The sequence below is a fragment of the Salinispora oceanensis genome, assembly GCF_000383575.1.
Lineage (GTDB): Bacteria > Actinomycetota > Actinomycetes > Mycobacteriales > Micromonosporaceae > Micromonospora > Micromonospora oceanensis.
The window spans coordinates 4,784,263-4,811,168 of sequence record NZ_KB911579.1 but is presented as its reverse complement, the minus strand read 5'-3'; the positions used below and the strand labels follow the sequence as shown (position 1 = coordinate 4,811,168).

Sequence of the window (26,906 nt, the reverse complement as noted above, 5' to 3'; positions counted from 1 at the left end):
CCGGATCTACCCTTGAAATCAGGCGGCCCAGTGGCCGCGGCTGCGGTAGACGTCGCGCAGCACGCCCACGTGATCGGTCATGATGCCATCCACCCCGAGGTCCAGTAACTCGTGCATCTCGGCGGGTTCGTCGATGGTCCAGACATGCACCTGCAGGCCGAGGCGGTGACAGTAGGCCAGAAACCGGCGGTCGGTGACCCGCAGCCGCCCGTACCGGACCGGCACCTGCGCGGCGACCACCGACTCCGGCAGCCGCATCCGCCGGCCGGTCAACGACGCCACCCGCAGTCGCGCCACCCCGCGCATGCCCAGGCTGGTGGCGATCCGGCCCTGCGTCAGTGCCCGCATCCGGGCCAGCCGCGCGTCGCTGAAGGAGGCCAACAGCACCCGATCACCGGCGCCGGCGCGCTCGACGGCGGCCACCGCCGGCTCGACGCCGGAGCCGGCCTTGACGTCTACGTTGAACCGCACCTGCGGCCAGGCGTGCAGCACCTCATCCAGGCGGGGCACGAGGGACGCCCCGCCGACGCGCACCGTCGCCAGGTCGGCCCACCGCAGCTCGGCGATTCGCCCGGGGGAGCCGGTCACCCGGTGCAGCGTGGGGTCGTGGCAGACCACCGCGACGCCGTCGGCGGTGGCGTGCACATCGGTCTCGACGTACCGGTAGCCAAGGCCGACGGCCCGGGCAAACGCCGCAGCGGTGTTCTCGTCGCCCTCGGCAGCGCCACCACGGTGGGCGAATGCCAGTGGCGCTGGCGTGTCGAGGTAGGGGCAGGGGCCGGTCAGCACGCCGAGAAGTATGCCGGCCAAAGCGATCGTCAGGTAGTGGGCCAGCCCGAAAGCGGCGGGTGTCAGCGGCGACGGTGGGAGCGGCTGGTGTCGACCGGCCGCCCAGGGTCGACGTGGCGGGGCCGGTCGGGTTCGTCGGGCCGAAGCGGCGCCAGGGTGTCGGTGATCGCGTCAGTGATCCGGTCGGTGGCGCGGCGGGCCACGCCGGGCGCGCCGGGCGCCAGGTCGGTGAGGTCGACCGGGGCGCCGAAGCGTACCCGGACCACCCGCCGGTGGGTGACGGTGCGGGCGAGCGCGCCCACCAGCCCTTTCGGGGCCCGGTAGGGGAGTACCTCGTGGGCGCCCCACTGTGCGACCGGGATCACGGGCACCCCGCAGCTCAGGGCGAGCCGGGCGACGCCGGTCTTGCCCCGCTCGGGCCAGAGCCCCGGATCCAGACCGATCCGGCCTTCCGGATAGACCAGGATGGCCGCGCCGCCGGCCAGGGCGTCGGCGGCCACCGTCATCGCCCCGGCCACGGTGCTGGCACCCCGGTCGACCCGGATGTGCCCGGCGTGCCGCATGGCGGCACCCACCAGCGGGGCGCGGAACAGCCCGCCGGTGGCCATGATCCGCGGCGCGATCCGCACCGAGTGGCAGGCGGCGGCGAGCACGATCGGGTCGAACGGGCTGATGTGGTTGGCGGCCAGCAGCAGGGGGCCGGGGCGCAGACGCTCCGGAATCTCGTCGGCCACCTCCAGCCGGGCCAGGGCGCCGACCACGACGCGGGCGAACGGTTGTGCGGTGCGCCAGATCAGCGGCGCTCGCCATTCGGGGTGCCCAGTCTCCATCAGCGCTTCATGATCGCACGGGCGCACACCCCGCGGGGCTGTTGACCCCCATGATCGAGGCCATTGGTCCCGGGACCTCGGGCCCCCCGCCCCTGAGAATTCTTCTACGACCGACTGTAGTATCTACTACGCTTCGTAGTAAGTCTGTAGATCTGGGGGTCACAGGTGGACGCGTTAGACGTCGCCCGTTGGCAGTTCGGTGTCACCACCGTCTACCACTTCCTGTTCGTGCCGCTAACCATCGGTTTGTCCATCCTGGTCGCCATCCTGCAAACGCTGTGGCACCGAACCGGCGACGAGAAATACCTCAAACTCACCAAGTTCTACGGGAAACTCTTCCTGATCAACTTCGCGATGGGTGTGGTCACCGGCATCGTGCAGGAATTCCAGTTCGGCATGAACTGGAGCGACTACTCCCGCTTCGTCGGCGACATCTTCGGCGCCCCCCTGGCCATCGAAGCCCTGGTCGCCTTCTTCCTCGAATCCACCTTCATCGGCCTCTGGATCTTCGGCTGGGACCGGCTACCCAAACGCCTACACCTGGCCACCATCTGGGCCGCCGCCATCGGCACCAACCTGTCGGCCTACTTCATCCTCGCCGCCAACTCCTTCATGCAGAACCCCGTCGGCTACCAGATCAACCCCGACACCGGCCGCGCCGAACTGACCGACTTCGTCGCCGTCCTGACCAACAAGGTCGCCCTGATCACCTTCCCGCACACCATCGCCGGTGCCTTCCTCGTCGCCGGCTCCCTCCTCGTCGCCGTCGCCCTGTGGCACCTGATCCGCAGGCCAGACTCCACGGACACCCCGGCCTACCGGTTCGCCGCCAAGTTCGGATCCTGGGTCACCCTGATCTCCGCCACCGCCGTCATGATCACCGGCGACATCCAAGGCAAGATCATGACCCAGGTGCAGCCCATGAAGATGGCGGCCGCCGAAGGCCTCTACGACACCGAGAGCCCCGCCTCCTTCTCCGTACTCACCGTCGGCAGCCTCGACGGCAGCCGCGAACTCTTCGCCCTGAAGATCCCCTACCTGCTGTCCTACCTGAGCACCGGTGACCCCAACGGCACCGTCAGCGGCATCAACGACCTCCAAGCCCAGTACACCGCCCAGTACGGCGCCGGCAGCTACACCCCGATCATCCCGATCACCTACTGGAGCTTCCGCCTCATGATCGGCTTCGGGCTGGCCGCCGCCGCGATCGCCCTCCTGGTGCTCTGGAGCCAACGCAAGGGCCGCACCCCCACCAGCCGCTGGCTACTCCGCGCCGGCCTGGTCATGCCCCTGCTACCACTCGCCGCGAACTCCTTCGGCTGGATCTTCACCGAGATGGGCCGCCAGCCCTGGATCGTCTTCGGCGAAATGCTCACCCGCGACGGCGTCTCCCGCAGCGTGTCGATGGCCGAAGTCCTCACCTCGTTCACCGCCTTCACCCTCATCTACGCCGCCCTCGCCGTCATCGAATGCAAACTCCTCATCCGCTACGCCAAGGCCGGCGTACCCGACCTGACCCCCGCCCCCGACCCCGACGACACCGACGACGCCGAGCGCCCGCTCGCCTTCGCCTACTGAGCTGCGGAGCCCCCACATGGAACTCACCACCATCTGGTTTCTCCTCGTCGCCGTGCTGTTCACCGGCTACTTCATCCTCGAGGGCTTCGACTTCGGCGTCGGCATGCTCCTACCGGTCCTCGGCCGCGACGACCGCGAACGCCGCGTCCTGATCAACACCATCGGCCCGGTCTGGGACGGCAACGAGGTCTGGCTACTCACCGCCGGCGGCGCCATGTTCGCCGCCTTCCCCGAGTGGTACGCCACCCTCTTCTCCGGCTTCTACCTACCACTACTGCTCATCCTGCTCGCCCTGATCGCCCGCGGCGTCGCCTTCGAATACCGCAACAAGCGCCCCGAAGCATCCTGGAAGCGCCGCTGGGACCACGCCATCTTCTTCGGATCCCTACTCCCCGCAATCCTCTGGGGAGTCGCGTTCGCCAACATCCTGCGCGGCGTACCCCTCACCGCCGACCACGAATACGCCGGCGGCTTCTTCAACCTCCTCAACCCCTACGCACTCCTCGGCGGCCTCACCACCGGCGCCCTGTTCCTCACCCACGGCGCCGTGTTCATCGCCCTCAAAACCGTCGGCGACATCCGGGACCGGGCCGCCGCCCTCGCCGTCCGCGTCGGCGTCGCCACCGCCGTACTCGCCGTCGCGTTCCTCACCTGGAGCCTGACCATCCGCGCCAACACAGCCGCCATCGCCCTCGCCGTCGCCGCCGCCGTAGCCCTGCTCGGCGGCCTCGCCGCCGCCTACGCCCGCCGGGAAGGATGGGCCTTCATCGGCACCGCCGCCGCGATCGGCCTGGCCGTGGCGACCCTGTTCACCGCCCTGTTCCCGAACGTGCTGCCATCCACCCTGGACGCCGCCGGCACCCTGACCGCCACCAACGCCGCCTCCACCCCCTACACCCTGAAAATCATGACCTGGGTGGCGGTGATCTTCACCCCGATCGTGCTGGCCTACCAGGGCTGGACCTACTGGGTCTTCCGCAAGCGCATCGGCGTGGCCCACATCCCGCAACACTGACCCCACGCCCTACCACAACGACGGTCGCCCGCCTCCCCGGGTTTCGGGAGGCGGGCGACCGTCGTTGTGGCGCTCAGCCCGCCTCCCGCAGCTCCGCCAGCCGCGCCTCCACCTCCGCCAACTCCGAACGCAGCTTCTCCGCCTGCTGCTCCGCCTCGGCCCGCTCCGCGGCGAGGATCTGCTCCACCGCCTCCTGCACCCCCGACACATCCACCAGCCCGACCATCCGCAGGGCCTCCGCCGGCTTCACCACATACGGCTTGGCGAGCACCTTCGCCCCCTGCTGCGCCGCCACCGTCCACTCACCCTCGGCATACGCCAACGTCACCGTCAGCCCCGCCGGCCCCTTCGCCTTCGCTGCCTTCGCCGGCTTCACCGCCCGCCGCGCCGGCTTCGCCGACTCCGCCGCCCGCGCCGAGGCATCCTCCCCGACCGTCCGTGCCGGCGGCGGCGTGTCCAACACGAACTCCGGCTCCGGCACCACCACAGGCTCCGCCGCCGGCTCCCCAGCCGGCCGCTCCGCCGACGGCACCTTCCGCCCCGCCCCCCGCGGCGCCACCGCCACATCAACGGGGGAGAAGGGCAACTCGTCCCGCCCGAACCGCACCACCACGAACTCGTCAGAAACCGCCGGGTCGGTCAACGCCACGACCTGACCGACCTGCCCCGCAATCTGCCCCGCCGACGCGGTAAACACCACCTTCGGCTTCCGGCCCGCGGCAACCGCCTCCCGGATTCCCGCCACCTCCTCGGTGGACAAACCCTGCCCCGACATCACACCCCCTCTTCCGTACACCTGTCCGACAGCAGTACTTGATACCAGCCGCCGCCCCACCAAGGTGCGCCACCCCATCACACCCCCGAGGTAGCCTCGCCACACACCCGCCCACACCAGGAGAGGCCCCCTTGAACCCCGTCACCGTCATCACCGGTGGTAGCCGCGGAATCGGCGCCGCCACCGCCCGCCGCCTCGCCCACGCCGGCCACCACATCGCCTTCTCCTACCAACGCGACCACACCGCCGCCAACGCCGTCCTCGCCGAGCTACGCGCCACCGGAACCACCGCCATCGCCGTCCCCGCCGACACCCGCGACCCCGACCAACTCGCCACCCTGTTCACCGCCGCCGCCGACCTCGGCGACCTCACCGGCCTGGTCAACAACGCCGGCGTCACCAGCCCCATCGGCCCCTTCGTCGACCTCGACCCCACCGACCTACGCCACGTCGTCGACGTCAACCTCATCGGCTACATCCTCGCCGCCCAGCAGGCCGCCCGCCGGATGCCCGCCGGTGGCTCCATCGTCAACATCTCCTCCGCCGCCGCCACCCTCGGCTCACCCGGCGAATACGTCCACTACGCCGCCGTCAAAGCCGGCACCGACACCCTCACCCTCGGCCTGGCCAAAGAACTCGCCCCCCGCGGCATCCGCGTCAACGCCGTCGCCCCCGGCATCATCCGCACCGACATCCACATCCAATCCGGCCAGCCCGACCGAGCCGACCAGGCCGCCGCCCGCATCCCACTCGGACGCGCCGGCGAACCCGACGAGGTCGCCGCCGCCATCGCCTGGCTCCTCGGACCCGAAGCCAGCTACACCACCGGCACCATCCTCCGCGTCGCCGGCGGCCTCTGACCCGCCACCAACCCAACCGTCAGCAACCGAAGCCAGCACCCAGGCCCAGCCAGCACACACACCCGACCCAGGAGACCCGATGAGCACGGCCACCAGCCCGGCACACCAGCCCGCCGGGCCACACGTCGCCGACAGCCACGACCTGATCCGCGTACACGGCGCCCGCGAGAACAACCTCAAAGACATCAGCGTCGACATACCCAAACGCCGGCTCACGGTCTTCACCGGCGTCTCCGGCTCCGGCAAAAGCTCCCTGGTCTTCGCCACCATCGCCGCCGAGTCTCAGCGGATGATCAACGAAACCTACAGCGCCTTCGTGCAGGGATTCATGCCATCGCTGTCCCGACCCGAGGTCGACCTCCTCGAAGGCCTGACCACCACCATCATCGTCGACCAAGAACGCATGGGCGCCAACCCACGCTCCACCGTCGGCACCGCCACCGACGCCAACGCCATGCTGCGCATCCTGTTCAGCCGGCTCGGCCAACCACACCTGGGCCCACCCAACGCGTACTCCTTCAACGTGCCCTCGGTGACCGCCAGCGGCGCGGTCACCCTCGAGCGCGGCGCAGCCCGCACAAAAACCGAAAAGGTCGCCTTCACCCGCGTCGGCGGCATGTGCCCCCGCTGCGAGGGCAGGGGTGCGGTCACCGACTTCAACCTGGCCGCGCTCTACGACGACACCCGCACCCTCAACGAAGGCGCGCTGACCATCCCCGGCTACAGCATGGAAGGCTGGTACGGCCGCATCCTGCGCGCCTGCGGCTTCTTCGACCCCGACAAGCCCATCGGCAAGTACACCCAGCAGGAGCTACACGACCTCCTCCACCGAGAACCCACCAAAATCAAGATCGACGGCATCAACCTGACCTACACCGGCCTGATCCCGAGCATCCAGAAATCCATGCTCGCCAAGGACGTCGACACGCTCCAACCACACCTACGCGCCTTCGTACAGCGCGCCGTCACCTTCACCACCTGCCCCGAGTGCGACGGCACCCGACTGGGCATCGAAGCCCGCTCCTCCAAGATCAACGGTAGGAACATCGCCGACCTGTGTCGCATGCAGATCAGCGACCTGGCCAGCTGGCTACGAGAGCTCGACGAACCGACCGTGGCCCCACTCCTGACCGGAATACGCCACCTCCTCGACTCCTTCACCGAGATCGGCCTCGGCTACCTCTCCCTCGACCGACCCACCGGAACCCTGTCCGGGGGAGAGGCCCAACGCACCAAGATGATCCGCCACCTCGGCTCCGCACTCACCGACGTCACCTACGTCTTCGACGAACCCACCATCGGCCTGCACCCGCACGACATCCGCCGCATGAACGACCTGCTACTACGCCTACGAGACAAGGGCAACACCGTCCTCGTCGTCGAACACAAACCAGAAACCATCGCCATCGCCGACCACATCGTCGACCTCGGCCCCGGTGCCGGCACCACCGGCGGCACCATCTGCTTCGAAGGCACCCTGGACGGCCTACGCCACAGCGCCACCATCACCGGCCGGCACCTGGACGACCGTGCCGCCCTCAAACCATCGGTACGCACACCCACCGGCACCCTGCCAATCCGGGGCGCGACCACGCACAACCTCCGCAACGTCGACGTTGACCTCCCACTCGGCGTGCTCTGCGTCCTCACCGGAGTCGCCGGCTCCGGCAAGAGCTCCCTGATCCACGGATCCGTCGCCGGCCGCGACGGCGTCATCATGATCGACCAGAGCGCCATCCGCGGCTCCCGACGCAGCAACCCAGCCACCTACACCGGCCTACTCGACCCGATCCGGAAGGCGTTCGCTAAGGCCAACGGCGTCAAACCGGCCCTGTTCAGCGCCAACTCCGAAGGCGCCTGCCCCAGCTGCAACGGTGCCGGCAGCATCTACACCGAACTGGGCGTCATGGCCTCCGTCGAGTCCACCTGTGAGGAGTGCCAGGGCAAACGCTTCCAGACCTCCGTACTGGCATACTCACTCGGCGGCCGGAACATCGCCGAAGTGCTCGCGATGCCGGTCACCGAGGCCCGAGAGTTCTTCGGCGCGGGCGAGGCGCGCACCCCGGCCGCCCACCGAATACTCGATCGACTCGCCGATGTCGGGCTGGGCTATCTCAGCCTCGGCCAACCACTCACCACCCTCTCCGGTGGCGAACGACAGCGACTGAAACTCGCCACCCAGATGGGCGACAAGGGCGATATCTACATCCTGGACGAGCCGACCTCCGGTCTGCACCTCGCCGACGTCGAACAACTCCTCGGCCTGCTCGACCGGCTGGTTGACGCCGGCCGGTCGGTCATCGTCATCGAGCACCACCAGGCGGTGATGGCCCACGCCGACTGGATCATCGACCTCGGACCCGGAGCCGGCCACGACGGCGGCCAGATCGTCTTCAACGGTACGCCGGCCGACCTGGTCACCAGCCGGAGCACCCGCACCGGCGAGCATCTCGCCGCCTACGTCAGCCCCTGAGCACCCGCCGGCGCCCGGGCGTCAGTTCGTCCGGTGCTGATGGGGACGCCGCACCCGGCCAACTGGTAGCCGTCGTATGGCGGCACGAGGAATTCGAGTTGGTCATTTTGGGGGAGTAGGCGATCATGGCGCGGTGAGAAAGTACGTTGTCGACCTGGAGGTGGAGGGGGCTACCGCGACTGCCCCTGGTTCTTGTCGATCGGGGTGGCGGCGTCGTGCCCGCACTGGATGAATCCCTGAACTCGATCCCAGGGATGTCTCCGTTGGCCCGGGTGACCTCAGTGTTCGGGGAGACGCTCAGCGGCTGGTGTGGGAGTGCTTGCCGGCGCGGGTGACCGTAGGGTCGTGCCCATGCTCGAGTCACAGCGCGAACCCGTGCCGTTCAACGACGACAACGAGACGGATACGGCACTGGCGTTTCTGTCCTTCAGCCGGTCCTGCGTCCTGAAAAAGCTGGAAGGGCTGGACGAGGAGAAGTTGCGACGCCGCCTGGTGGCGTCCGATACGACAATGCTCGGGCTGGTCCAGCACCTGACCGGCGCCGAGCGGTACTGGTTCGGATACACAGTGGCCGGTGACCCCCAGTACGCCGACGCCAACATGGACATGCTGGTCGCCGAGGATCAGCCTGCCGAACAGGTCATTGCCGACTACCGCGCCGCGATGGCCGACAGCGACGTGCACATCCGCGCGGCTGGTGACCTCGACGTCCGCACGGCCCAGTCCGTGAACGAGGAGCCCCGTACGCTTCGCTGGGTACTGGCTCACATGACCAGCGAAACCTCCCGGCACGCCGGACACGCCGACATCCTTCGCGAACTCATCGACGGCGTCACCGGCCGTTGATCCTGTGACGGCCACCAGCTGCCACAACCACTGGTCAGCCGGAACAGCTAGCCCCGAGGCCCACCCCGTGATGAGGCTTCTCGGCTACCTCGACCCATCCGCCAAGATTCGATAATGCACATTATGTCAAGTAAGCGGTTGCTGGCTCCCCTCCGACGACCGAAACCCCCGTGCCGGATCAGGTGGCATGCCACCTGATCCCCCGCCGGGGCTGAGGCTCCGCCCTGGGCGGGGGGGTCAGAGCAGGGTGCGCCAGTAATCCCAGAACCGCACACCAATCAGCGCGGTGAGGATCAGCAGCCAGACGGTGGGGATGGCGCTGTGCACCTGCAGCAGCGTGTTCGTGAGCCGTCGCGGCGCGGGCAGGTGGCCGCGGTCAAGGTTGTGCAGGGTGGTGTAGGTGAACAGCACAATCATGACGACCCAGACGACCATGCAGTACGGGCAGAGCGCGCCGATGCGGTAGAGGCTCTGAAAGGACAGCCAGTGCACGAACCCGACGCCGAACACGGCGCCGGCCTGCAGGGTGAGCCACCACCAGCGGGGCAGCCGGGCGCCGGCGATCAGGGCGGCGCCGGTAGCGGCGACGACGGGGAAGGTGGCCAGGCCGATGAGCGGGTTCGGGAATCCGAACACCTCGGCCTGGCCGGTGGTCATGATGGAGCCGCAGGACAGGATCGGGTTGATCGAGCAGGTCGGCGTGTAGCCAGGGTCACTGAGCAGGGCGATCTTCTCGACGGTCAGGACGAACGCGGCGAGGGCGCCGATCAGCCCGCCGACGGTAAGCGTCCAACCGATCACCCGGTAGCCCAGGGTGGGCGGGTCACCGGCCGGATGCTTGGCGGCGGTGTCGGCGAGGGTCGCGGTCACGAGTTCAGCGAGGCGTCAACGGCGGCCTTGAGACCGGCGTAGTCGGGGCGGCCGGTGAACTTCTCGCCGTTGATGAAGAACGTCGGGGTGCCCTGCACGCCGAGGGTTTCGCCGTCGGCGGCGTCAGCCTTGACCCGGTCGGCGACCTGAGTGCTGGCCACGTCGGCCTTGAACCGGGTCATGTCCAGGCCCAGCTCCTGGGCGTAGCCCTCGAACACGGCGGCCTGCGACTGTTGCTGGTGACCCCACACCGTGGCGGTGTCGAACAGCTTCTTGTACATCGCCTCGAACTTGCCCTGCCGGGCGGCGGCCTCGGCGGCGTGCGCGGCGTTGTAGGAGTTCGGGTGACTGGCGATCGGGAAGTACCGCACCACGTAGGTGATCCGGTCGCCGTACTCGGCGCGTAGCTTCTCCACGCTCGGGTAAGCGGCCAGGCAGGACTCGCACTCGAAGTCGAGGAACTCCACCACGGTGGTCTTGCTGTCCACCGCGGTGGACAGCCGGTGGCTGTCGGGGCGCACGACCGCCTCGGCCACGGCCACCGGCGTACTGTCGCCGCCGCGGTTGACCAGCACCACGCCGGCCAGCACGGCGAGCGCGACGGCCAGCACGCCGAGGGTCACCTTGAGGTTCGTGCTCATGCCCGTCTTGCGGATCTTCCGCGTTGCCTTGGCCGCCGACTGGGCAGCCTTGGACGGGGCCGCTCCCGCCGCGCGGGCGGACCCCGTGCCGCCGTGAGGCACACCCGTTCCTGGACGACCGGGCCGGGCGCCGCCGGCGCTCGAGGGCCCCTTGGCCGTGCGCTTACGAGCGTTGTTCGTCCCCATCAGCGTCCCTTCATCCGGCGGGCCCGTCCGCTCGGGCGCCCCTTCCACAACCCCGGCGAGGATACAGCGGCGGCTTTATTCAGTGGCTGAGCGGCTGCTGGGGGTTCCCTGTGAGGCCGCACGCATCCCACTGCCGTTAGTACAGCATCAGATGTACTGTTGTGGGTGTGGAGACGTTGACGTACGGGCAAGTGCTGGCTCGCTTCGGCCACGCGCTGTCGGATCCGATCCGGGCGCGGCTACTGCTGGCGCTACGCGACGGGCCCGGATATCCCGCGGAGCTGGCCGAACTGCTGGGCACGACCCGGCAGAACCTGTCCAACCATCTCACCTGCCTGCGCGGCTGCGGCCTGGTGGTCGCCGCGCCGGAGGGCCGACGCATCCGCTACGAGTTGGCCGACCCGCGGCTGGCGCACGCCCTGGGCGACCTGCTCGGCCTGGTCCTGGCCGTGGACCCGGCCGCGTGCCCAGACTCTGACGCGAAGGGCTGCTGCTGATGAGCCTGCCCCTGATCCAGCTCACCCCGGCCGGACCGACGCCAGCGCGGCAGACGGTGCTCGCCCGCCGGGTGCGGCTGTTCGTCGCCGCGACGATCACCTACAACGTGATCGAGGCGGTCGTGGCGATCACCGCCGGCACCCTCGCCTCGTCGACGGCGCTGATCGGCTTCGGCCTGGACTCGATCATCGAGGTGGCCTCCGCGGCCGCGGTGGCGTGGCAGTTCGCCGGCCGCGACCCCGAAGCGCGGGAGAAGACGGCGCTGCGCATCATCGCCGTATCATTCTTCGTCCTCGCCGCGTACATCACCATGGAATCGGTGCGCGCGCTGCTCGGTGGCGCAGAGGCTGAGCACTCCAGCGTCGGCCTGGTGCTGGCCGCGATGTCGCTACTGGTGATGCCGGTGCTGTCGTACGCGCAGCGCCGGGCCGGCCGCGAACTCGGTTCCCGCACGGCGGTGGCCGACTCCAAGCAGACCCTGCTGTGCACCTACCTGTCTGCGGTCCTACTCGTCGGCCTGGCGGTCAACAGCCTGTTCGGCTGGTCCTGGGCCGATCCGATCGCCGCCCTGATTATCGCCGCCGTCGCCGTTAAGGAAGGCCGCGAGGCGTGGAAGGGCGACACCTGCTGCGCGCCCAACGCCGCCCTGCACGCAACCCCGGCCGTCGCTACCACTGGTGATGCGACCGCCGGTGGCTGCGGCGACGGCTGCTGCGGCGCAACCAAGCCCGGGGCGCAGTGATGGCTGCAGCCGCTCTGACCATCTACCTGGCCGGGCAGGCGCTGGCGTTCGGGTCAGAGTCCGTGCCGGATATGAGCCCAGGTGGTGGCCCGCCGGATCGTGCTGATGGTGGAGCCGCAACCGGTCTGGCGGCACGGGCGGCCGCCGCACACCGAACCGCTGGTTGAGCGGTTTCCGGTGCCCAGCTGCGCCGGCACTGTCGTCGCACCCTGCTGGCGAGTGAGCCCAGTCGGGCTATCACGCTTCTACCCCCCTTCTGTCAGGGAAACCCACCAACCCTCTGTCCAAAACGTGAGTTTCATGCATAATGTTCCTTATGCAGGATAGGTCGGGTGAACCGGTGGTGCAGCTGATCGAGGAGTTCCTGACTGATCGCGCCACCCGCAAACCTTCCCCGCACACGGTGGCGGCGTACCGGCGGGACCTGCGCACCGTGGCGAGCATCGCCGCCGAGGCGCTCGCCCCTCCCCTCCCCCTGGATGCCCTGCCGTTGGCGGCGCTCCACTCCCGCACGCTGCGGTCGGCGTTTGCCCACTTTGCCGCTGCCCGCTCCGCCGCGTCGGTGCATCGCGCCTGGTCCACCTGGAACAGCTTTTTCGTGTTCCTGGTGGCGGACGGGATCGTGGCCGGCAACCCGATGCCAGCGGTCGGGCGTCCGAAGGCGCCCCTACCCCGGCCCAAGCCACTGCGTGGAGCGGATACCCCGGAGCAGCTGTTGACCGCCGTGGCCCGGGTTGACGGCCGGCAGCGAGACCCCTGGCCGCAGCGGGACGTGGCGGTGCTGGCGCTGGCGTTGTGCGGTGGGTTGCGGCTGGCCGAGATGTTGGCGCTTCGGGTGGCGTCCCTGGCCGGGCGGGTCGGCGAGCGGCGGCTTGATGTGGCCGGTAAGGGTGGGCGACCGCGGGTGGTGCCGGTGGAGCCGGAGTTGGACCAGGTGTTGGCGGACTACCTGGACAGTTGTCGCCGGCGGTTTGGTGCCCGCAGTGTGCGCCCCGACGCGCCGTTGTTGTTGGATCGGCGGGGCGGGCCGCTGCGTCGGGGTGGGCTGCAGTATCTGGTGGACTCCTGCTTTCGGCGGGCCGGGATTGGTGACCGGGTGCCGGCGGGGGCGCGGCTGCACGCGCTGCGGCACACGTTCGCGACACGGCTGGCGGAGGACGGTGCGAGCGCGGCGGAGATCATGCGGCTACTGGGGCATGTGTCACTGGCGTCAACGCAGGCATACATCGAGGTGACGGCGGGTCAACAGCGGGCGGCGGTGCGCTCGAATCGCACCCATCGGGTGCTGGCGGATTTGCTGTCGACGTGAGGCGGCGGCTGGCCCCGAGCGCTGCCAGGGCCAGCCGCCGCCGGGGTCAGGCGGGTTCGCGGTCTTGCTCACTGAGGGCGAGGAAGGCCGTCGCGGCGAGCGTCGCTCCGATGGCTTGGGCGAGGAGGTGGATCCAGATTGCGGACCAGGCGAAGAGGCCGATGGCGGCGCCACCGAAGGCGACTGCCGGGTTGAATGCCGCGCCGGAGATTCCACCGACTGTGATTACTCCGACCAGGACGGTGCTCCCGATTGCCAGGCCGTAGAAGGAATTGTCCGGGTGGCTGCGGCTGGTGGCTACGTTGAGTACCACGTAGGCGAGGGCGAAGGTGAAGAGGGCTTCTACCGCCAGTGCCATCCAGATCTCGCGCCCGGTCGGTGACAGCGCTGTCGGCTTTGCGTTGTCGAGGATGAGTTGGCTGGTCATCGCGCCGGCTAGGCCGCCGAGGAGTTGGGCCAGGATGTATCCCCCGGCGTCGGCTCCTTTGATGCGGCCGCGGATGAGAACGGCCAGTGTTACGGCGGGGTTGAAGTGGGCCCCGGATATGTGTCCTCCGGCGTAGATCATGACCATGAGTATTCCGCCTATTGCCACTGGCGCCAGGGCGTTCATCGTGGTGACGGCCAGGCCGATCGTCAGGAGCAGGAAGTATGTTCCGATGAGTTCGGTCGCGTACCGACGCATTGCCGCCTCCCTTGTTGATCCCTCTCGCCGACACTACTCGCATTGATTAATGCAAATCTTACGAAGTAGTGACATGATTGAGAGATATCGTTGGGTGTTGGGGGCGTCATGCTGGAGCGCTGGCGGACGGTCGCGCCACCCGGAGGGTTCAGGTTTCGGGGTGCAACATGAGCAAAACCGCCCGGTTGTGCCGATCGTGGCCCTGGTATTGGTGCGGATGATTGGCGTCGAAGCGGATGGAGTCGTGTTCGGCCAGGGTGGCGGGGGCGTCGGTGGGGCCGGTGGTGACGCTTCCGTGGGTGAGGATGATGCACTCCTGCACGCCGGGCAGGTGGGCGGGCGAGTGCTGGACGCTCTGGGTCACGTCGATGTCGTAGACCTCCACGGTGCCGCGCAGTTGGATGCGGTGGAGTAGGCGGGCGCTGACGGCGTCCCCGCTGACGCGTGGTTGGGGATCGTCGGCGCGTACGACGTCGGTCTTGGGGGTGGGCGTCTCGAGTAGTTCGCCGAGCGACACCCTCAGCGCCGCGGCCAGGGCCCACAGGGTGCTGAGGGTTGGGTTGCCGTGCCCCTGCTCGATGCTGTGCAGGGTGGTCTTGCTGAGGTCGCCGGCTGCGGCCAGGTCGGCCAGGGACATGCCTGCGGTGTTTCGCAGTCGGTGCACATTCGAGCCGACCGTACGCGCCAAATCCATGCGTACCAGTTTAGTGTTACGTTCGTTCCAGGGAAGCGAACAGAGCGGGACGTTGAGGAGGGTCACATGACCGTCAGCCGCCTACGCGACATTCCGGGCATCGGCGTTGATCTGGTCGGCGACGCCGCGGACGCGGTAGCCGACCCGGACTTCCTTCGCCTGGAGAATCTGGACACCGATCTGAGACCACCGGCCGTGGCGGTCGCCGCGACCCGGACCGCGATCGACGACGACGCGGCCAACAGCTATCTCCCCTTCCAGGGGCAGCGTTCCCTGCGCGCGGCCGCCGCAGCTCACGTGTCGCGCATCGCTGGCCGGCGATACGACCCCGACACCGAGTGCGTCAGCGTCGCTGGTGGACTGAACGGCGTCCTGAACACGCTGCTGGCGACCGTGGAGCCGGGTCAGGAGGTGGTGCTGGTTGACCCCATCTACGCCGGTCTGGTCAATCGGGTCCGGCTTGCCGGTGGGGTGCCGCGCTTCGTGCCCGCCAAGCCCACGCCGGCCGGCTGGGTGGTGGATCCGGAGCACCTCGCCGACGCAGTCGGACCCCGCACCGCCGCGGTGCTGATGATGGGCCCGGCCATGCCCTCCGGGCTGGTCCTGGACGCGGAACACTGGGCCGCGTTGTCTGCTGCCTGTGCGCGACACGATGCCTGGCTGATCTACGACGCGGCGATGGAGCGGATCCGTTTCGACGGCCTTCGCCCCAGCCATCCAGCCGCTCATGACGGCCTCGCCGGGCGCACCATCACCGTCGGTTCGGCATCGAAGGAACTGCGGCTGATCGGCTGGCGGGTCGGGTGGGTCGTGGCCCCGGCCGCGATTCTCGCCGACATCAAGCTCGTTGGTATGGCCAATGTGGTCTGCCAGGTCGGGCTGGCGCAGGGGGCGGTGGCGGCCGCGCTCGACGCACCCGACGCCGAGGCTGATGTCACCGCCGCCACCCAACTGTGGCAGCGGCGCTGCGAGATGGTCCTGCAGCAGCTTTCGGATTATCCGGTCGTTCGGCCACACGGGGGCTGGTCGCTGCTCGTGGATACCCGGCCCCTGGGGCTGACACCTGCCGCGCTGGCGGGGCTTTTGTTCGACCGGGCGAAGGTGGCGGCCACGGCGATGGATGGCTGGGGCCCTAGCGGGGCGCACTATCTGCGGATCGTGTTCGCCAACGAACCAGTCGACCGGCTTTCCAGCCTGGCTGACCGCTTCCGTCAGGCCATCGGATAGTCCGCGTTCGGTCACCTCGGCCGGCGGCTGGGTGTAGAAGGAGTAGGGGACGGCTAGGTTTGGGGGTCGCGGAGCGGGGGTCATCGTGCGGTACGGAACGGCCCGCCCACGCCGGCCCCGAGGGGATCTGGTGCAGCGGAACCTCGCGGCCACCGGCTACTGCTTCCCGCCGGCTACCCGTCCGGAGGTGTGGCGGGACCACATCGCGCCGGTGGCGGCGGTGGAGTCCCTCAACGATCGGCGCGTCGCCGAGCTGCTCAAGGTTGAGCCCGGTACCCGGGTGATGCGCCGGTTCGGGGTCACCGGCCCCGAGACGGAGCCGCCCTTCCAGGTCACTACCTCCTGGATCCACCCGCGGGCAGCGAACGGACCGGGGTGGGACTCCCCTGCCGCCGGGCCGGATGGTTGGCAACACCGGCTGGAGGCCGGCGGTCACTGGCCGATCACCTGGATGGAGATCCACCGCGCGCGGATGCCCAGTACGCGGGAGGCCGCCCTGCTGGAGATCGGGGTGAGCCTTCCGGTGCTGGAGATCATTCGGGTGGGTGTCTCTGGCGACGACGGTGAGCCGGTCGAGGTGACCGAGTGCGTGGTCGCCAGTGACCGGGTGGAGAGCATCCACCTCCTGCATCGTGGTGATTCGGCGCGGGAGCCGTGGCCTGAAATGATCAATGCGCGCCCGGAGGATGGCCCGCAACGGTGAGCCTGCGCATCGACGTTGCCGGGAGCTGTCACGTGGGGCTCGGTCGACGACGCAACGAGGACGCCATTCACGTGGGGCGCTGTCTGTTCGCGGTCGCCGATGGTCTCGGCAACCATGGTGCCGGCGATGTCGCCAGCACCACCGTGATCGAGGCAGTGCGGCGATATGACCGGGACGTGGAACCGGTGGCGCTGCCGGTGGTGCTGGGAGAAGCGGTACACGCGGCGAACAGTGCGTTGCGGCACCAGGTTGCCGCCGCACCGAGCCTTGCGGGCCTGGGGACCACCCTGGTCGCCCTGCTCAGTGCCGGTCCGGTGGCCGCCCTGGCCAATGTCGGTGACTCTCGGGCCTATCTCCTGCCGGCGACGGGCCCGCAGCGGGATCGGACCATCCAGATCACCGAGGATCACCTGTACCGGAACCTGGTCGCTGGCGCCGCCGGCGTGCCCCACCTTTCCGACAAGCTGACGCGTTTCCTGGATGGCCATCCTGATGGCCGGTCCCCCGACATCAGCGTGTTGGCGCTGGCCTCCGGGGATCGGATCCTGCTCTGTTCGGACGGGCTCAGCTCCTACGTGTCACCTGAGCACCTGCACACGACCCTGGCGGCCGCAGCAACTCCGCGGCAGGCGGTGGAGCGGTTGACTGCTTCCGCGCTCACGCACGGTGGCCCCGATGTGTCGGCGGTCGTCCTGCACGTCCGGGACGACCGCTAGCCGCGCCGGGGCAGGTGTGGGAGGTCGCTGGTGTGGGAGGTCGCTATCGAACGCCTTCGGGTGCTGGGACGGCGTGCTCGGCGGCCCGGCTGACCTGTTCCCAACTGGCCCAGGTGTCCATCCGGCGACGGGAGAGGTCGAAGGCCAGATCGTAGACCGTGCCGCCGAGCAGCAGCCGCAGCGGTGGTTCGTCGCTGTCGACGAGGGTGAGCAGGGCTTCGGCGGCGAGGCGGGGCTCGCTGTCGACCGACCCGTGCGCCCACTGCGCCTGCACCTGGGCGCGGAGCGGATCGTAGGGCTCCATCTCCGTGGTGGTGGTCATGTCCTGGTAGAGGTTGGTCCAGTAGCCGCCGGGCTGCACGATGCTGACCTTGATGTTGAAGGCGGCGGCCTCCAGCGCAAGGGCTTCGCTCATGCCTTCGAGCGCGAATTTGCTCGCGCTGTACAGGCCGGTGCTGGGGAAGCCCCCGAGGGCGGCGATGCTGGAGATCTGCACGATGTGGCCGGCCCGTTGGGTGCGGAGCTGCGGCAGGACGGCCTGGGAGACCCAGAGCGCGCCGAAGAGGTTCACGTCGAACTGGGCCCGGGCCTGCTCCTCGGTGAATTCCTCGATCATGCCCAGGGACAGGGTGCCGGCGTTGTTGACGACGATGTCGAGGCGCCCGAAGTGTTCGATCGCGGTGGCTACCGCGGCGAAGACCGCCGTTCGGTCGGTCAGGTCAAGCGGCAGCGTAAGCAGCCGTTCACTGTGCCGCTCATCGAAGTCTTCGGCGGCGATGGTCCGAGCGGCGGCGGCGACCCGGTCCCCTCGTTCGAGCGCGGCCGTGGTGAAGGCGTGGCCGAGGCCGCGGCTGGCGCCGGTGATGAACCAGGTGCGGGCAGCGGTGTCGGATGGGTCGCGCATGGGGCTTCTCCTGCCTCCAACGAGTGACGCATAAGACGAGACGCGCCGTCTCGTAAAGCAGCTTACGCGCGGTGATCCCCATCTGCAAGACGATACGATTCGTCTCGCTAGCTATGATGACGGGATGGCACCCAACCCCAGCCGTCGGCGGGAGAGCTCCCGGCGGGCCATTCTCACGGCCGCGTTCGACCTGCTACAGGAGGTCGGTTACGCCAAACTCACCATCGAGGGCATCGCCGAGCGCGCCGGAGTAGGAAAGCAAACCATCTATCGCTGGTGGCCCTCCAAGGGCGTCGTCATCTTCGACGCATTCCTCATGCGCAATGAGGGCGGTGCGGGTGAGCCGGTGCTCCTTCCTGACACCGGCGACCTGCACGCAGATCTGACCACGGTCCTGCGCGCCACCGTCGCGGAGCTCAACGACCCGCGCTACGACCAGCCACTGCGCGCGCTGGCCACCGAGATCACGCACGATCCCGAACTGGCCGCCGCCTACACCGAACGCCTGGACAAGCCGATGCGGCACGCCAAACAAACTCGGCTGCGCAGCGCCCAGCAGGCCGGCCAACTCGCCGCGGACCTCGATCTCGACGTGGCGGTGGACATCATCTGGGGGCCGATACTCAACCGCTGGCTACAACGGAGCGGCCCCCTCACCATCGAGTACGCCGACAGTGTCGTCACCACCGCCCTCAACGGCCTTCACCCCCGCCCTTGACACGACCGAATTGGGCGGACAGTCGGCGGTTGGGCAGTCTAAGAAACAACCCGGGAGTTCCTGGGGCAGGTTGTTGAGGTCTGATCCTGTTTCCCCCTGGCCGGGACAGGAGTCTGCGGTCTTTCACGTGACTGTGTGCGGGTTGACGGCACTTCAGAAATTCTGAGTCGTTGTCGTCGGTGACTGATTGATGTCACCGTTAAGGCGAGGAGGCTCGGGTTGGGACTAGCGGTCGTGCGGGATCTGCGGGCGGTCCGGGCCGAGCCGGGGCCGGAGGACATCGCCGAGTTCGAGACCGATGTGCTGGCCCGCGCTCGGCCGGGTTGGCGGACGCGACGATCCGCGGCGATGTCGGGCACCTGGAGCAGGTACGGACCTGGTTCGGCCGGCCGCTGTGGGAGATGGAGCCGGCCGACGCCGACGCCTACTTCGGTCGGGTGCTGAAGGAGACGGCCAAGGGCACCCGGCTGGTGCGGGCGCAGGCGCTCAAGACGTACTTCCTGTTCCTGGAACTGCGTCACAAGGTCGAGATCCACAACCTGACCGGGCGGGTGCTCGAGTGCCCGATCGACGAGCTCAATCGGCCGCGCGGCGGCGCCGAGGCGATGCTGCGCGTCCCACCGACTGAGGCCGAGGTCGAGGTGCTGTTCGCGGGGTGGCGGGAAGAGCTGGCGACGTGCCGGAAGTTCGCGCCCACCGCCCGCAACTACGCTGCGGCCCGACTGATGGCCGAGGTGGGGCTACGGGTCAACGAGGCGTGCCGCCTTGACCTGCATGACATCAAGTGGGCTCTGGGCCGGTTCGGCAAGCTGCACGTGCGTCACGGCAAGGCGCGCGGGGTTCCGGGCCGCGGGAACGGATCGCGCGACTTGGTGAACGTGCCGACGTGCGCGAAGTACTCTCCGCCCTGACGATCGCGTGTGGCTTCACGGAGGTGGAAGTAGCGGAGGCGGCTGCCAGCAAGCGCGCCGAGCGCGGCGGGTTCACCCAACGCCTCTGGCTCGACGAGGTACTCACCCCCTGACGGGCGAAACTCGGCTGCCCGGGTCTCCGGCGTACCAGCGCTGACGGTTCCCGGCGAACCCTCGGCCCCGCGCAGCGTTGTTTCGTGCTCGCGGGGCCGGCTTGGCTGTTGGGGTACGGGGCCGTGTGCGTGTACTCCCAGCTCAAGACGTGCTCGTCGGCGGAGGTCGCGGCGATGGTGGAGGGCCTGATCCGCCACCCGCCGACGTCGACTCGCAGATCACCGGGTGGTGGATGCCGGCCGGGTGTGAGCCCCCGGGAATGTGCGGCACCGTGGCCGTGCCTACCCCGACAGAGGAACGACGGTGATGCCCACCCCGATCGGTCAGTGAATACACTCAACTCTTGGTCGTTTGGCTGGGGTCTTCCCGGAGTTGTTGTGCGGCTTGCAGGACTGGCCACCAGGTGGCCTCGTACGCCGCGTCGGCCGCCGCGCGCCAGAGTTCTTGCGTCAGGCCGGCTGGGATGTTAGTCCGTAGCGGGACGTCGTGCGCGATTGCCGCAGCGAGTCCTTCGGCGTCGACCTGAGTGGCAGCCCACCGCAGGGTACGCAGGTCCGGCACCCAGTTGTCGTGCTGCTCAGGCGCCGGATCCATGGGATCACGCTACCAATTGACGTACCCTGGTGGGCTCCAGACGCGGATCGGGGCCTATTCGGTCCTGATCCAGTCCGGGTAGGCACCGACGCGGCATTCGAGGCCGCCTACACCGTCATCGTAGAAACGGCACAGCCTCAGCGTTCCCGGGATCGCCGGTCGGCGGCCAGCTGAGTGCCTCGCGCAGTGGACCCAGCGGCGGCACCCCGGACCCTCCGTCATTATCGCGATACAACCGACACGCCAGCGCCGGCAGCTGTCCAGGCTCGACGAACGGGTCCCTGCCGTCGATAGACACGCTGGGCGAGCCGGTGAAGCCGATCCGTTCGGCCTCGTCCTGAGTTTCGATCACCCGGGTGGTGAACTGCACCGCCGACAAGCCCACGTCGTCGAGCGCCTGGCGCAGCACCACGGCGGCCGGCTCTTCGTTGTGGCACCCCGCTGGCTGCGCAGAGGTGCCGACGCGCTCCTGCACCTACCGGTCGCCATCCCGTCGGTGGTGGTCGGGCTCGGGCTGCTCTGGCGGGTGCGCCTGCCGGCCATGTCGGCCGCCGCGGCACTCGCGGTCGCGTTGTCGATGGGCGAGGTCGGTGCCACGATCATGGTCTACCCGCCGGCCTGGCGCACGTTGCCGGTCACCGTCTTCACCCTGACCGACCGGGGCCGTACGTTCGACGCGGCGGCGGCCACGCTGATCCTGCTCGGCTCGACGCTGGTGGCGTTGCTGGCTCTCGGCCGGATCTCCCGTGGTCGGGCAGTCGCCGGTGGCTCACCGTGACCGTCCACCTCGACCGGCCCGGTTAACGAGGTCTGCGTATGGAAGCCTGCCACCGCGAAGGGATTCTCCGGCTTCTCACCGGACCGGAGGTCAGAAGAGCACGACAGCGACCGCGTACACGGACAGGCCCGCTGCCAGTCACAAGCAGACCAGCGAGATGCGGTTGCGTCGTGCGGCGATCCTGCGGTAGCGGAGCACGACCCGGGCCGCCTCCAGCACTTCCTCATTCTCGGAACTCCGGGAACTCCGGGAATGATCCCTCGCGCCGAATCCTTCGCTCTGCACTGCCGCCCGCCTCAGCCATGCTCGTCGTGCCTTCGACCCGCTCCGACTGCGCCGCTATCCGTGCCGAACGGGGCGATCATGCTATGCACATCCGACGGAACCGGTCAAGCCCATGCATACGGGGTACAGGGGGCGTCGACGGTGTTCACCTCATGGGACAGGCCCGCTGCCGGTAGCCCCAGGTGCGCCGGCCACAGTTTGCATGTCCCGGCAGGATTTGTTGTCCGTTCCTGCCCGACCGGGGACCGCGCACCCTGCCAGGTGCGTCCCGCGCATGCCGGAAGCCGCCGCGCCGCGACGACGCATGACCCGAGGTACCACGGGTTCACTCGCTGGTTTCAGCGCTGGAACTCGTCGCGCGCTGCGGGCCGGTGCGTGTCGGCACCGATGTCGACCTTCCGGGCGTCCAGCCAACCGCGCCGTTCTCCACGAGTGCGCCACAGACGACCCTATGCACGACGGAATGAGAGCATAGGGGTGGGACAAGTTCGCTTCAGCCAAAGGCAACGCTCAGACGTCCGGACCTGCCGTGGACATGGCGCGCCAGTCGTCCCGACATCAACGCTGTCAATCCGACATCCAGGTGGCCGTCGCATCGTCAGATCATGATCTTGGCGACAATCTGGCCACCAGAACCAGGATCAGGATCAGGATCAGGATCAGGATCAGGATTCAGCGTGACGCACCGTGATTACTGGAGCGGGCATCAACGCGAATACAAGACAGTTAGATTACCTGACCCTGCCAGTCGGGCGGCCCGTCTGGGGCTGCCACCAGTCCATTATCTCATGGGCATCAATTTCAACTACAGTGGGTAGTGGCTTTTGGCTGTCCTGGTAACCGCTACGGTGCCCGGCATGCTTACCGCTGAGGAAAAGTTCGTTCATTCTGGGCAGGTCCAGCTGTGGACCGAGCGTTTCGGCCACCCTGCTGACCCCACTGTTCTGCTGGTCATGGGTACCGCCACCCCGGCCATCGGCTGGCCTGACGAATTCGTGCAAGCCCTCGTGCGCAGCGGCCGACAGGTGATCCGGTTCGATCACCGTGACACCGGTCGTTCCGACTGCGTCGACTTCACCCGGCATCCGTACGCGTTGGCGGACCTGTCCGGCGACACGGTGGCCGTTCTGGACAGCCACGGCGTCGCGGCCGCACACGTCGTCGGAACATCGCTGGGCGCGGCGATCGGGCAGTGGCTCGCCGTACATCAGCCAGCCCGGGTCCGTACGTTGACGGCGTTGGCCGCTTCACCCATGGGGAACAATCCCGGCCCAGCGTGGGCGCGGGCACTGGCCGGTCAGCCGGCAGCGGCGGACGAGCTCCCGCCCCCGACGGCAGAATTCCTCAGCCACCTGCCCGTAGCGGCGAAGGCTCCTCGCGGCACTGCCCAGCAGCGCATGGAGGCGGACCTGCACATGTGGCGGGTGCTCAACGGCGGTGTCCTGCCCTTCAATGAGCTGGCCGCGCGGCGGTTCGTCGAAGAGTGCTATGCCCGTGCCACCAACGTCGCTGCCGCCTCGAACCACGATCTCGCCGGACAGCGCTGGGCCGATGACCGGCGGGCCGCGCTGTCCCGCATCACCGCGGCGACTCTGGTCCTGCACGGCAGCGATGATCCGCTGTTCCCCCAGGCCCACGGGGTGGCCCTCGCGGCGCAGATTCCGGGGGCGCAGCTGGAGATCGTGCCGGGGATGGGCCACCACCCGTTCTTCGCACCAGGACTCACCGAGCGCATCGCGGACCTGGTCATCCGTCACACGAGCTGACGCCACGCCGAACTCGCGCTGTGGGCCGCCGCCGACACTCGACACCGCCAACGAGTGCCGGCAGCCCATCCCGAAGGCAGCTTCAGTCCACGTCGAACGCGGCCCGCAGGGTGTCGCGGTGGGCGCGTACGTAGCTGATGTCCGCGCATAGAGATCGGTGTGCCCGTCCGCGATGTGCTGCTGGAACGCCTCGTTGCCCTGGCTGGCCTGCTCGCGCATGACGTCGATGAGCGCCTGCAGCCGGTCCGGAACGACGTCGATGACCTCGGCGCCGACCGGCGGCCCGTACGCGCGGCAGAAGTCGGCGACTCGACGCCCCTGCTCCGTCGGGTTGCCGAAGCTCTCCGGGTTGCTCGGTGCCTGTAGTGGCGCGAACCGGTAGGCGGCGTAGGCGATGTCCCAGACCCGCGGTCCGGGGTGAGCCGCGTCGAAGTCAATGAAGCCCATGGCAGCGCCGTCCCGGACCACGCAGTTGTACGGGGCGGCGTCGCCGTGGCACATGACCTCGGCCGGCTGCCGGGCGGGGAGCAGCCAGAGGTCGTCGGGGCGCGGACGGAACGAGGCGCTCGCGTCGTGCAGGGCCCGGAGCAGCCCGGCGGCGGTGGTGAGAAGCGTCCGCGTGCGCAGGTGCGGCGGAAGTGTCTCGGGAACCTCGCCGTCGACGAAGGTGAGTACCTCGTTGTTGTCGCTGTCGAAGCCACGTGGCTCCGGCGCGCCGTGGAATCCGTGGTCGCGCAGATGCCGCAGGAGCCGATGGATGGCCGGCGCCGCCGGTGACGCCGGCCGGTGGACGACATCACCGCGGCGGCGTACCACGTTCACTCCGCCCCGGAAGTCCTGTCGAATAGTCATGCGGCTCACAATCAGCGGGATCAGGCCGGGTTTTGACTGGCTGCACATCCTCGACGTGGGCGATGCCGATGTGGACGCCTGTCGTCGCACTCTCGCCGGCACCATAACCCCTAGGCCGGCCCTGTTACGGTCGGCAAATCGTCCGCCACTACCCGAAGGACAGGTTGTGGGTATCCCCGTCGTCGTTCTAACCCTGCTTCTCGCTGCGGTGATCCTGGCCGTGGCCGTACCGAAGGTCGCCGGCCAGGCCCAGATGCGGGAGCGGATGGCCCACCTGGGGGTCTCCCCCGCCCGCACCCAGATGATCGGCGGCCTTGAGGTCCTCGCGGTCGCCGGCCTGCTGCTGGGCCTGCTCTGGTGGCCGATCGCTGTCGCTGCCGCCGTCGGGTTGACCCTGCTGCTGATCGGGGCAGCGGGCTACCATGCCCGCGCGAAGGACCCGATCCCGGTCGTCCTGGTCCCCGTCGTGTTCGCGCTCGCCACCGCCGCGCTGGCCGTCCTGCACGTGTTGAACGCCTGATCTCCGAAGCGCCGCCAGTGCCAGCCGGGTCCGAACAGCTCACCCTGCCCCGACCGGCTGGTACTGGCGGCGCACATCATCGTTCTGGGCAGAGCCAGCGGTCGAACCAGGCGCGCGTGCGGTGTAGGACGTCGAGTTGGTGGGCGCGCTCGCGGATGGAGTGGCCCTCCCTCGGATAGATCACGAACTCGTGCTCAACGTCGAAGTGGCGGAGTGCCCGGTGGAGATACACGGCCTGGCCGAGCGGGACGTTGGTGTCCTCGGCACCGTGCATTATCAGCACCGGGGTACGGATGCGGCTGGCGAAGGAGATCGGGCTGACCGCGTCATGTGGGTGTGGTCCGATGCCGGACCAGCCGGTGCTGCCGCCGAGCGCGGCTTCGAACTGGCCGTTCTCCCCGGTCGCGGCGAGCATGCCCCAGTCGGTGACGCCGGCGCCGACCAGTGCGGCACGGAACCGGTCGGTCTGGCCGACGGCCCAGGCGGACATGAAGCCGCCGTGGCTCGACCCGGCGATGCCCAGCCGATCGGGGTCGGCGATGCCCTGGTCGACGAGCAGGTCGATGCCGGTGAGAATGTCGGTCCACTCCTCCCGGCCAACCTGGCCCGCCACGCGGGCGGCGAACTGGTGGCCGTGGCCCTGCCCACCACGCGGATTGGGCAGGAACACTGCGTAGCCGGCGGTGGCCAACCATTGGCCGCTGGGGAACCAGAACAACTGGCAGCGGTCGGCGTGCCGGTCGTACGGTCCCCCGTGCACGATCGTGACCAGCGGGAACGGCCCGTCGGCCGTGGTCCTTCCCACCGGGAGTACGAGCAGACCGTCCAGGGCGAGCCCGTCGGCGGCGTGGTAGGTCAGTGGTCGCTGCGTGCCCAGCGGTATCCCGGCCAGCTCCGGACGGGTGTCGGTGATTTTCCGCAGCGGCCCGTCCGGTGACCCGAAGTAGACATTGGTGAGTTGATACCGGCTGCCGGTCAGCGCGGTGACCTCCGCGCCGGTGCGGCTGGCGGTGAGACCGTCGAGACGTCCCCGGTGCTGCGACAGGGGCGTGAGTTCGTTGGGGTCGAGCCGGGCCAGGGTGGTGTTCAGTCCGTCGGCGAACACCACCAGTGCCGCGGCGTCGGTTTGGCGCAGTTCGGTGGGGCACATCGGCAGCCCGGCGGTGCGGTTCCGCACGACACGAGTGCCCAGGGCAAGGTCGAACACGGCGGTACCGGCCTGTAGACCCGGTGGGGTGAGGGCGAGGTAGCCGAGGTGCCAACCGTCCCCCGCCGGCCACCAGGCCAGCGAGCGCGCGTCGGCGGCGACCGGCCCAAGGTCCTCCGCGACCTCGGTGCGGTGGTCGAACAGGTGCAGCCGGGCGGTGCGGGGACCGTAGTCGTTGTCGGCGCTGGCCTGGGTGAGCACGGCGAGCGGGCCGCCGTCCGGTCGTTGGCGAAGTTCGACGACGTGCCGATCGCCGAACACGTTCGGCGTAGTGACCCGGCCGGTGTTGAGGTCGAGCAGTCGCAGCCTGGTTCGTGGCTCCCGCGCCCCGACGACGACAGCGTCGTCACGGTCCCGGGCGCGGCGCTCGTCCTCCTCGGTGGGTTCATCCTGCGCGAGCAGGGCGACCTGGTTGCGGTCGGCCAGGGGCAGGTGGTCGGTGATACCGGCCCGCCAACCGGTCAACCCGGTCCCGGTGCCGTCAGCGAGGGTGAACCGGTACAACTGCGGGACGCCGCGCTCGACGCGGTCGGACAGGAAGAACAGTGTGCCCGAGTCCGTGGACCAGCGCGGCTGGGACTCCGTCGCGGTGTCCGTGGTCACCCGGCGTGCCGCACCGCTACCGTCGGGATCGACCAGCCACAACTCGGTGTCGAGATGGTCGCCGACTCGGCTGGTGGGAGCCAGCACGTAGGACATGGTACGGCCGTTCGGGGCGAGCGCCGGGGTCTGTGGGGCGCGACCATCCACCACGAGTTCGGCGGTTAGAGCTGTCATGGGAGCATCTTGCCGCCTGGGCTCTCACTACAGTGGGCGGATG

The 26,906-nt window shown here is 68.9% G+C and carries 27 protein-coding genes and 2 pseudogenes; 17 read left to right on the top strand and 12 right to left on the bottom strand.

The window, feature by feature from the left end:
• Positions 1 to 18: 18 nt before the first annotated feature.
• Both SALPAC4_RS0122035 and SALPAC4_RS0122030 read right to left on the bottom strand, forming a co-directional pair.
• A complete protein-coding gene (locus SALPAC4_RS0122035) occupies positions 19 to 789 on the bottom strand; it encodes a glycerophosphodiester phosphodiesterase (protein WP_019872202.1) in 771 nt (256 codons plus the stop codon).
• 62 nt (positions 790 to 851) lie between these two features.
• Entirely contained in the window at positions 852 to 1,619 is a 768-nt protein-coding gene (locus tag SALPAC4_RS0122030) for a lysophospholipid acyltransferase family protein (RefSeq protein WP_019872201.1), read from the bottom strand.
• Positions 1,620 to 1,784: 165 nt separating this feature from the next.
• Here SALPAC4_RS0122030 and SALPAC4_RS0122025 point away from each other — a divergent pair, with 165 nt between their 5' ends.
• Positions 1,785 to 3,197, top strand: a complete 1,413-nt coding sequence (locus SALPAC4_RS0122025; protein ID WP_019872200.1) for a cytochrome ubiquinol oxidase subunit I — start codon at positions 1,785 to 1,787, stop codon at positions 3,195 to 3,197.
• A gap of 16 nt (positions 3,198 to 3,213) precedes the next feature.
• Positions 3,214 to 4,212 carry a cytochrome d ubiquinol oxidase subunit II gene (gene cydB / locus SALPAC4_RS0122020; protein ID WP_019872199.1) on the top strand — a complete coding sequence of 333 codons (999 nt, stop codon included), beginning with the start codon at positions 3,214 to 3,216 and terminating at the stop codon, positions 4,210 to 4,212.
• Between the two features lie 73 nt (positions 4,213 to 4,285).
• On the opposite strand, the gene SALPAC4_RS0122015 is transcribed toward cydB, so the two are convergent.
• Positions 4,286 to 4,987, bottom strand: a complete 702-nt coding sequence (locus SALPAC4_RS0122015; protein ID WP_019872198.1) for a hypothetical protein — start codon at positions 4,985 to 4,987, stop codon at positions 4,286 to 4,288.
• 131 nt (positions 4,988 to 5,118) lie between these two features.
• Between SALPAC4_RS0122015 and SALPAC4_RS0122010 the strand changes: the two genes are divergently transcribed.
• From SALPAC4_RS0122010 to SALPAC4_RS0122000, 3 genes are all read left to right on the top strand, one after another.
• Complete coding sequence (locus tag SALPAC4_RS0122010) at positions 5,119 to 5,847, top strand: SDR family NAD(P)-dependent oxidoreductase (RefSeq protein ID WP_019872197.1); 729 nt, start codon at positions 5,119 to 5,121, stop codon at positions 5,845 to 5,847.
• 79 nt (positions 5,848 to 5,926) lie between these two features.
• The gene (locus SALPAC4_RS0122005) at positions 5,927 to 8,320 is read left to right on the top strand and encodes an ATP-binding cassette domain-containing protein (RefSeq protein ID WP_019872196.1); all 2,394 of its coding nucleotides are present in this window, start codon (positions 5,927 to 5,929) and stop codon (positions 8,318 to 8,320) included.
• Positions 8,321 to 8,671: 351 nt separating this feature from the next.
• The gene (locus SALPAC4_RS0122000; RefSeq protein ID WP_019872195.1) at positions 8,672 to 9,166 is read left to right on the top strand and encodes a DinB family protein; all 495 of its coding nucleotides are present in this window, start codon (positions 8,672 to 8,674) and stop codon (positions 9,164 to 9,166) included.
• A gap of 237 nt (positions 9,167 to 9,403) precedes the next feature.
• Here SALPAC4_RS0122000 and SALPAC4_RS0121995 read toward each other — a convergent pair whose 3' ends face one another.
• Complete coding sequence (locus tag SALPAC4_RS0121995) at positions 9,404 to 10,036, bottom strand: vitamin K epoxide reductase family protein (protein WP_019872194.1); 633 nt, start codon at positions 10,034 to 10,036, stop codon at positions 9,404 to 9,406.
• The gene (locus tag SALPAC4_RS0121990; RefSeq protein ID WP_019872193.1) at positions 10,033 to 10,677 is read right to left on the bottom strand and encodes a DsbA family protein; all 645 of its coding nucleotides are present in this window, start codon (positions 10,675 to 10,677) and stop codon (positions 10,033 to 10,035) included. Before SALPAC4_RS0121990 ends, SALPAC4_RS0121995 begins: the two co-directional genes overlap by 4 nt.
• Before the next feature lie 347 nt (positions 10,678 to 11,024).
• Here SALPAC4_RS0121990 and SALPAC4_RS0121980 point away from each other — a divergent pair, with 347 nt between their 5' ends.
• The 3 genes from SALPAC4_RS0121980 (at position 11,025) to SALPAC4_RS0121970 (ending at position 13,412) form a co-directional block, all read left to right on the top strand.
• Positions 11,025 to 11,360, top strand: coding sequence for an ArsR/SmtB family transcription factor (locus SALPAC4_RS0121980; protein ID WP_019872192.1), 336 nt, complete (start codon positions 11,025 to 11,027; stop codon positions 11,358 to 11,360).
• Positions 11,360 to 12,103, top strand: a complete 744-nt coding sequence (locus SALPAC4_RS0121975) for a cation transporter (RefSeq protein ID WP_019872191.1) — start codon at positions 11,360 to 11,362, stop codon at positions 12,101 to 12,103. Before SALPAC4_RS0121980 ends, SALPAC4_RS0121975 begins: the two co-directional genes overlap by 1 nt.
• Before the next feature lie 316 nt (positions 12,104 to 12,419).
• A complete protein-coding gene (locus SALPAC4_RS0121970; RefSeq protein ID WP_027644977.1) occupies positions 12,420 to 13,412 on the top strand; it encodes a tyrosine-type recombinase/integrase in 993 nt (330 codons plus the stop codon).
• 46 nt (positions 13,413 to 13,458) lie between these two features.
• On the opposite strand, the gene SALPAC4_RS0121965 is transcribed toward SALPAC4_RS0121970, so the two are convergent.
• Together SALPAC4_RS0121965 and SALPAC4_RS0121960 are read right to left on the bottom strand one after the other, a co-directional pair.
• Positions 13,459 to 14,097, bottom strand: coding sequence for an MIP/aquaporin family protein (locus SALPAC4_RS0121965; RefSeq protein WP_019872189.1), 639 nt, complete (start codon positions 14,095 to 14,097; stop codon positions 13,459 to 13,461).
• A 148-nt stretch (positions 14,098 to 14,245) separates the two neighbouring features.
• Positions 14,246 to 14,791 (bottom strand): helix-turn-helix domain-containing protein, encoded by a 546-nt coding sequence (locus SALPAC4_RS0121960; RefSeq protein WP_188116856.1) that lies wholly within the window; start codon positions 14,789 to 14,791, stop codon positions 14,246 to 14,248.
• Between the two features lie 66 nt (positions 14,792 to 14,857).
• Between SALPAC4_RS0121960 and SALPAC4_RS0121955 the strand changes: the two genes are divergently transcribed.
• The 3 genes from SALPAC4_RS0121955 to SALPAC4_RS0121945 all read left to right on the top strand — a co-directional run bounded on the left by SALPAC4_RS0121955 (position 14,858) and on the right by SALPAC4_RS0121945 (position 17,437).
• A complete protein-coding gene (locus SALPAC4_RS0121955; protein WP_019872187.1) occupies positions 14,858 to 16,018 on the top strand; it encodes a pyridoxal phosphate-dependent aminotransferase in 1,161 nt (386 codons plus the stop codon).
• A gap of 130 nt (positions 16,019 to 16,148) precedes the next feature.
• A complete protein-coding gene (locus SALPAC4_RS0121950) occupies positions 16,149 to 16,721 on the top strand; it encodes a UTRA domain-containing protein (RefSeq protein ID WP_019872186.1) in 573 nt (190 codons plus the stop codon).
• Positions 16,718 to 17,437: a PP2C family protein-serine/threonine phosphatase gene (locus SALPAC4_RS0121945; protein WP_020113552.1), complete on the top strand. Its 720-nt coding sequence runs from the start codon at positions 16,718 to 16,720 to the stop codon at positions 17,435 to 17,437. The genes SALPAC4_RS0121950 and SALPAC4_RS0121945 overlap by 4 nt, the downstream gene beginning before the upstream one ends.
• 43 nt (positions 17,438 to 17,480) lie before the next feature.
• Here the strand turns inward: SALPAC4_RS0121945 and SALPAC4_RS0121940 are convergent, their stop codons facing one another.
• Entirely contained in the window at positions 17,481 to 18,341 is an 861-nt protein-coding gene (locus SALPAC4_RS0121940) for an SDR family NAD(P)-dependent oxidoreductase (RefSeq protein WP_018732171.1), read from the bottom strand.
• Positions 18,342 to 18,465: 124 nt separating this feature from the next.
• Between SALPAC4_RS0121940 and SALPAC4_RS0121935 the strand changes: the two genes are divergently transcribed.
• From SALPAC4_RS0121935 to SALPAC4_RS28045, 3 genes are all read left to right on the top strand, one after another.
• On the top strand, positions 18,466 to 19,059 hold the full coding sequence (locus SALPAC4_RS0121935) for a TetR/AcrR family transcriptional regulator (RefSeq protein ID WP_019872184.1): 594 nt from the start codon (positions 18,466 to 18,468) through the stop codon (positions 19,057 to 19,059).
• A gap of 323 nt (positions 19,060 to 19,382) precedes the next feature.
• The gene (locus SALPAC4_RS27575) at positions 19,383 to 19,970 is read left to right on the top strand and encodes a site-specific integrase (RefSeq protein ID WP_223874821.1); all 588 of its coding nucleotides are present in this window, start codon (positions 19,383 to 19,385) and stop codon (positions 19,968 to 19,970) included.
• Positions 19,946 to 20,083, top strand: coding sequence for a nucleoside triphosphate pyrophosphohydrolase family protein (locus tag SALPAC4_RS28045; RefSeq protein WP_019872183.1), 138 nt, complete (start codon positions 19,946 to 19,948; stop codon positions 20,081 to 20,083). The genes SALPAC4_RS27575 and SALPAC4_RS28045 overlap by 25 nt, the downstream gene beginning before the upstream one ends.
• A 337-nt stretch (positions 20,084 to 20,420) precedes the next feature.
• On the opposite strand, the gene SALPAC4_RS0121920 is transcribed toward SALPAC4_RS28045, so the two are convergent.
• Together SALPAC4_RS0121920 and SALPAC4_RS0121915 are read right to left on the bottom strand one after the other, a co-directional pair.
• Entirely contained in the window at positions 20,421 to 20,678 is a 258-nt protein-coding gene (locus SALPAC4_RS0121920) for a hypothetical protein (protein ID WP_019872182.1), read from the bottom strand.
• A gap of 115 nt (positions 20,679 to 20,793) precedes the next feature.
• Positions 20,794 to 21,090, bottom strand: a complete 297-nt coding sequence (locus SALPAC4_RS0121915) for a hypothetical protein (protein ID WP_019872181.1) — start codon at positions 21,088 to 21,090, stop codon at positions 20,794 to 20,796.
• An 18-nt stretch (positions 21,091 to 21,108) separates the two neighbouring features.
• Here SALPAC4_RS0121915 and SALPAC4_RS0121910 point away from each other — a divergent pair.
• Positions 21,109 to 21,456 (top strand): annotated as a pseudogene (locus SALPAC4_RS0121910) (phosphonate ABC transporter permease); the annotation flags it as partial.
• Positions 21,457 to 22,598: 1,142 nt separating this feature from the next.
• Positions 22,599 to 23,507 (top strand): alpha/beta fold hydrolase, encoded by a 909-nt coding sequence (locus tag SALPAC4_RS0121900; RefSeq protein ID WP_019872179.1) that lies wholly within the window; start codon positions 22,599 to 22,601, stop codon positions 23,505 to 23,507.
• A gap of 82 nt (positions 23,508 to 23,589) precedes the next feature.
• On the opposite strand, the pseudogene SALPAC4_RS29025 reads toward SALPAC4_RS0121900, so the two are convergent.
• Positions 23,590 to 24,329: pseudogene (locus SALPAC4_RS29025) on the bottom strand (aminoglycoside phosphotransferase family protein).
• Positions 24,330 to 24,525: 196 nt separating this feature from the next.
• Between SALPAC4_RS29025 and SALPAC4_RS0121885 the strand changes: the two are divergent.
• Positions 24,526 to 24,879: a DoxX family protein gene (locus tag SALPAC4_RS0121885; protein ID WP_019872176.1), complete on the top strand. Its 354-nt coding sequence runs from the start codon at positions 24,526 to 24,528 to the stop codon at positions 24,877 to 24,879.
• A gap of 76 nt (positions 24,880 to 24,955) precedes the next feature.
• Here the strand turns inward: SALPAC4_RS0121885 and SALPAC4_RS0121880 are convergent, their stop codons facing one another.
• Positions 24,956 to 26,863, bottom strand: a complete 1,908-nt coding sequence (locus tag SALPAC4_RS0121880) for a S9 family peptidase (protein WP_019872175.1) — start codon at positions 26,861 to 26,863, stop codon at positions 24,956 to 24,958.
• Positions 26,864 to 26,906: the final 43 nt, after the last annotated feature.

What these genes read in the sequence shown, in the direction of transcription:
- SALPAC4_RS0122030 (WP_019872201.1), bottom strand. Translation starts at nt 1,619, where the DNA reads ATGGAGACTGGGCACCCCGAATGGCGAGCGCCGCTGATCTGGCGCACC.
- SALPAC4_RS0121955 (WP_019872187.1), top strand. Translation starts at nt 14,858, where the DNA reads ATGACCGTCAGCCGCCTACGCGACATTCCGGGCATCGGCGTTGATCTG.
- SALPAC4_RS0121900 (WP_019872179.1), top strand. Translation starts at nt 22,599, where the DNA reads ATGCTTACCGCTGAGGAAAAGTTCGTTCATTCTGGGCAGGTCCAGCTG.
- SALPAC4_RS0121935 (WP_019872184.1), top strand. Translation starts at nt 18,466, where the DNA reads ATGGCACCCAACCCCAGCCGTCGGCGGGAGAGCTCCCGGCGGGCCATT.
- SALPAC4_RS0121880 (WP_019872175.1), bottom strand. Translation starts at nt 26,863, where the DNA reads ATGACAGCTCTAACCGCCGAACTCGTGGTGGATGGTCGCGCCCCACAG.
- SALPAC4_RS0121960 (WP_188116856.1), bottom strand. Translation starts at nt 14,791, where the DNA reads ATGGATTTGGCGCGTACGGTCGGCTCGAATGTGCACCGACTGCGAAAC.
- SALPAC4_RS0121940 (WP_018732171.1), bottom strand. Translation starts at nt 18,341, where the DNA reads ATGCGCGACCCATCCGACACCGCTGCCCGCACCTGGTTCATCACCGGC.
- SALPAC4_RS0122000 (WP_019872195.1), top strand. Translation starts at nt 8,672, where the DNA reads ATGCTCGAGTCACAGCGCGAACCCGTGCCGTTCAACGACGACAACGAG.
- SALPAC4_RS0121990 (WP_019872193.1), bottom strand. Translation starts at nt 10,677, where the DNA reads ATGAGCACGAACCTCAAGGTGACCCTCGGCGTGCTGGCCGTCGCGCTC.
- SALPAC4_RS0122005 (WP_019872196.1), top strand. Translation starts at nt 5,927, where the DNA reads ATGAGCACGGCCACCAGCCCGGCACACCAGCCCGCCGGGCCACACGTC.
- SALPAC4_RS0121920 (WP_019872182.1), bottom strand. Translation starts at nt 20,678, where the DNA reads ATGGATCCGGCGCCTGAGCAGCACGACAACTGGGTGCCGGACCTGCGT.
- SALPAC4_RS0122015 (WP_019872198.1), bottom strand. Translation starts at nt 4,987, where the DNA reads ATGTCGGGGCAGGGTTTGTCCACCGAGGAGGTGGCGGGAATCCGGGAG.
- SALPAC4_RS0121970 (WP_027644977.1), top strand. Translation starts at nt 12,420, where the DNA reads ATGCAGGATAGGTCGGGTGAACCGGTGGTGCAGCTGATCGAGGAGTTC.
- SALPAC4_RS0121975 (WP_019872191.1), top strand. Translation starts at nt 11,360, where the DNA reads ATGAGCCTGCCCCTGATCCAGCTCACCCCGGCCGGACCGACGCCAGCG.
- cydB (WP_019872199.1), top strand. Translation starts at nt 3,214, where the DNA reads ATGGAACTCACCACCATCTGGTTTCTCCTCGTCGCCGTGCTGTTCACC.
- SALPAC4_RS0121965 (WP_019872189.1), bottom strand. Translation starts at nt 14,097, where the DNA reads ATGCGTCGGTACGCGACCGAACTCATCGGAACATACTTCCTGCTCCTG.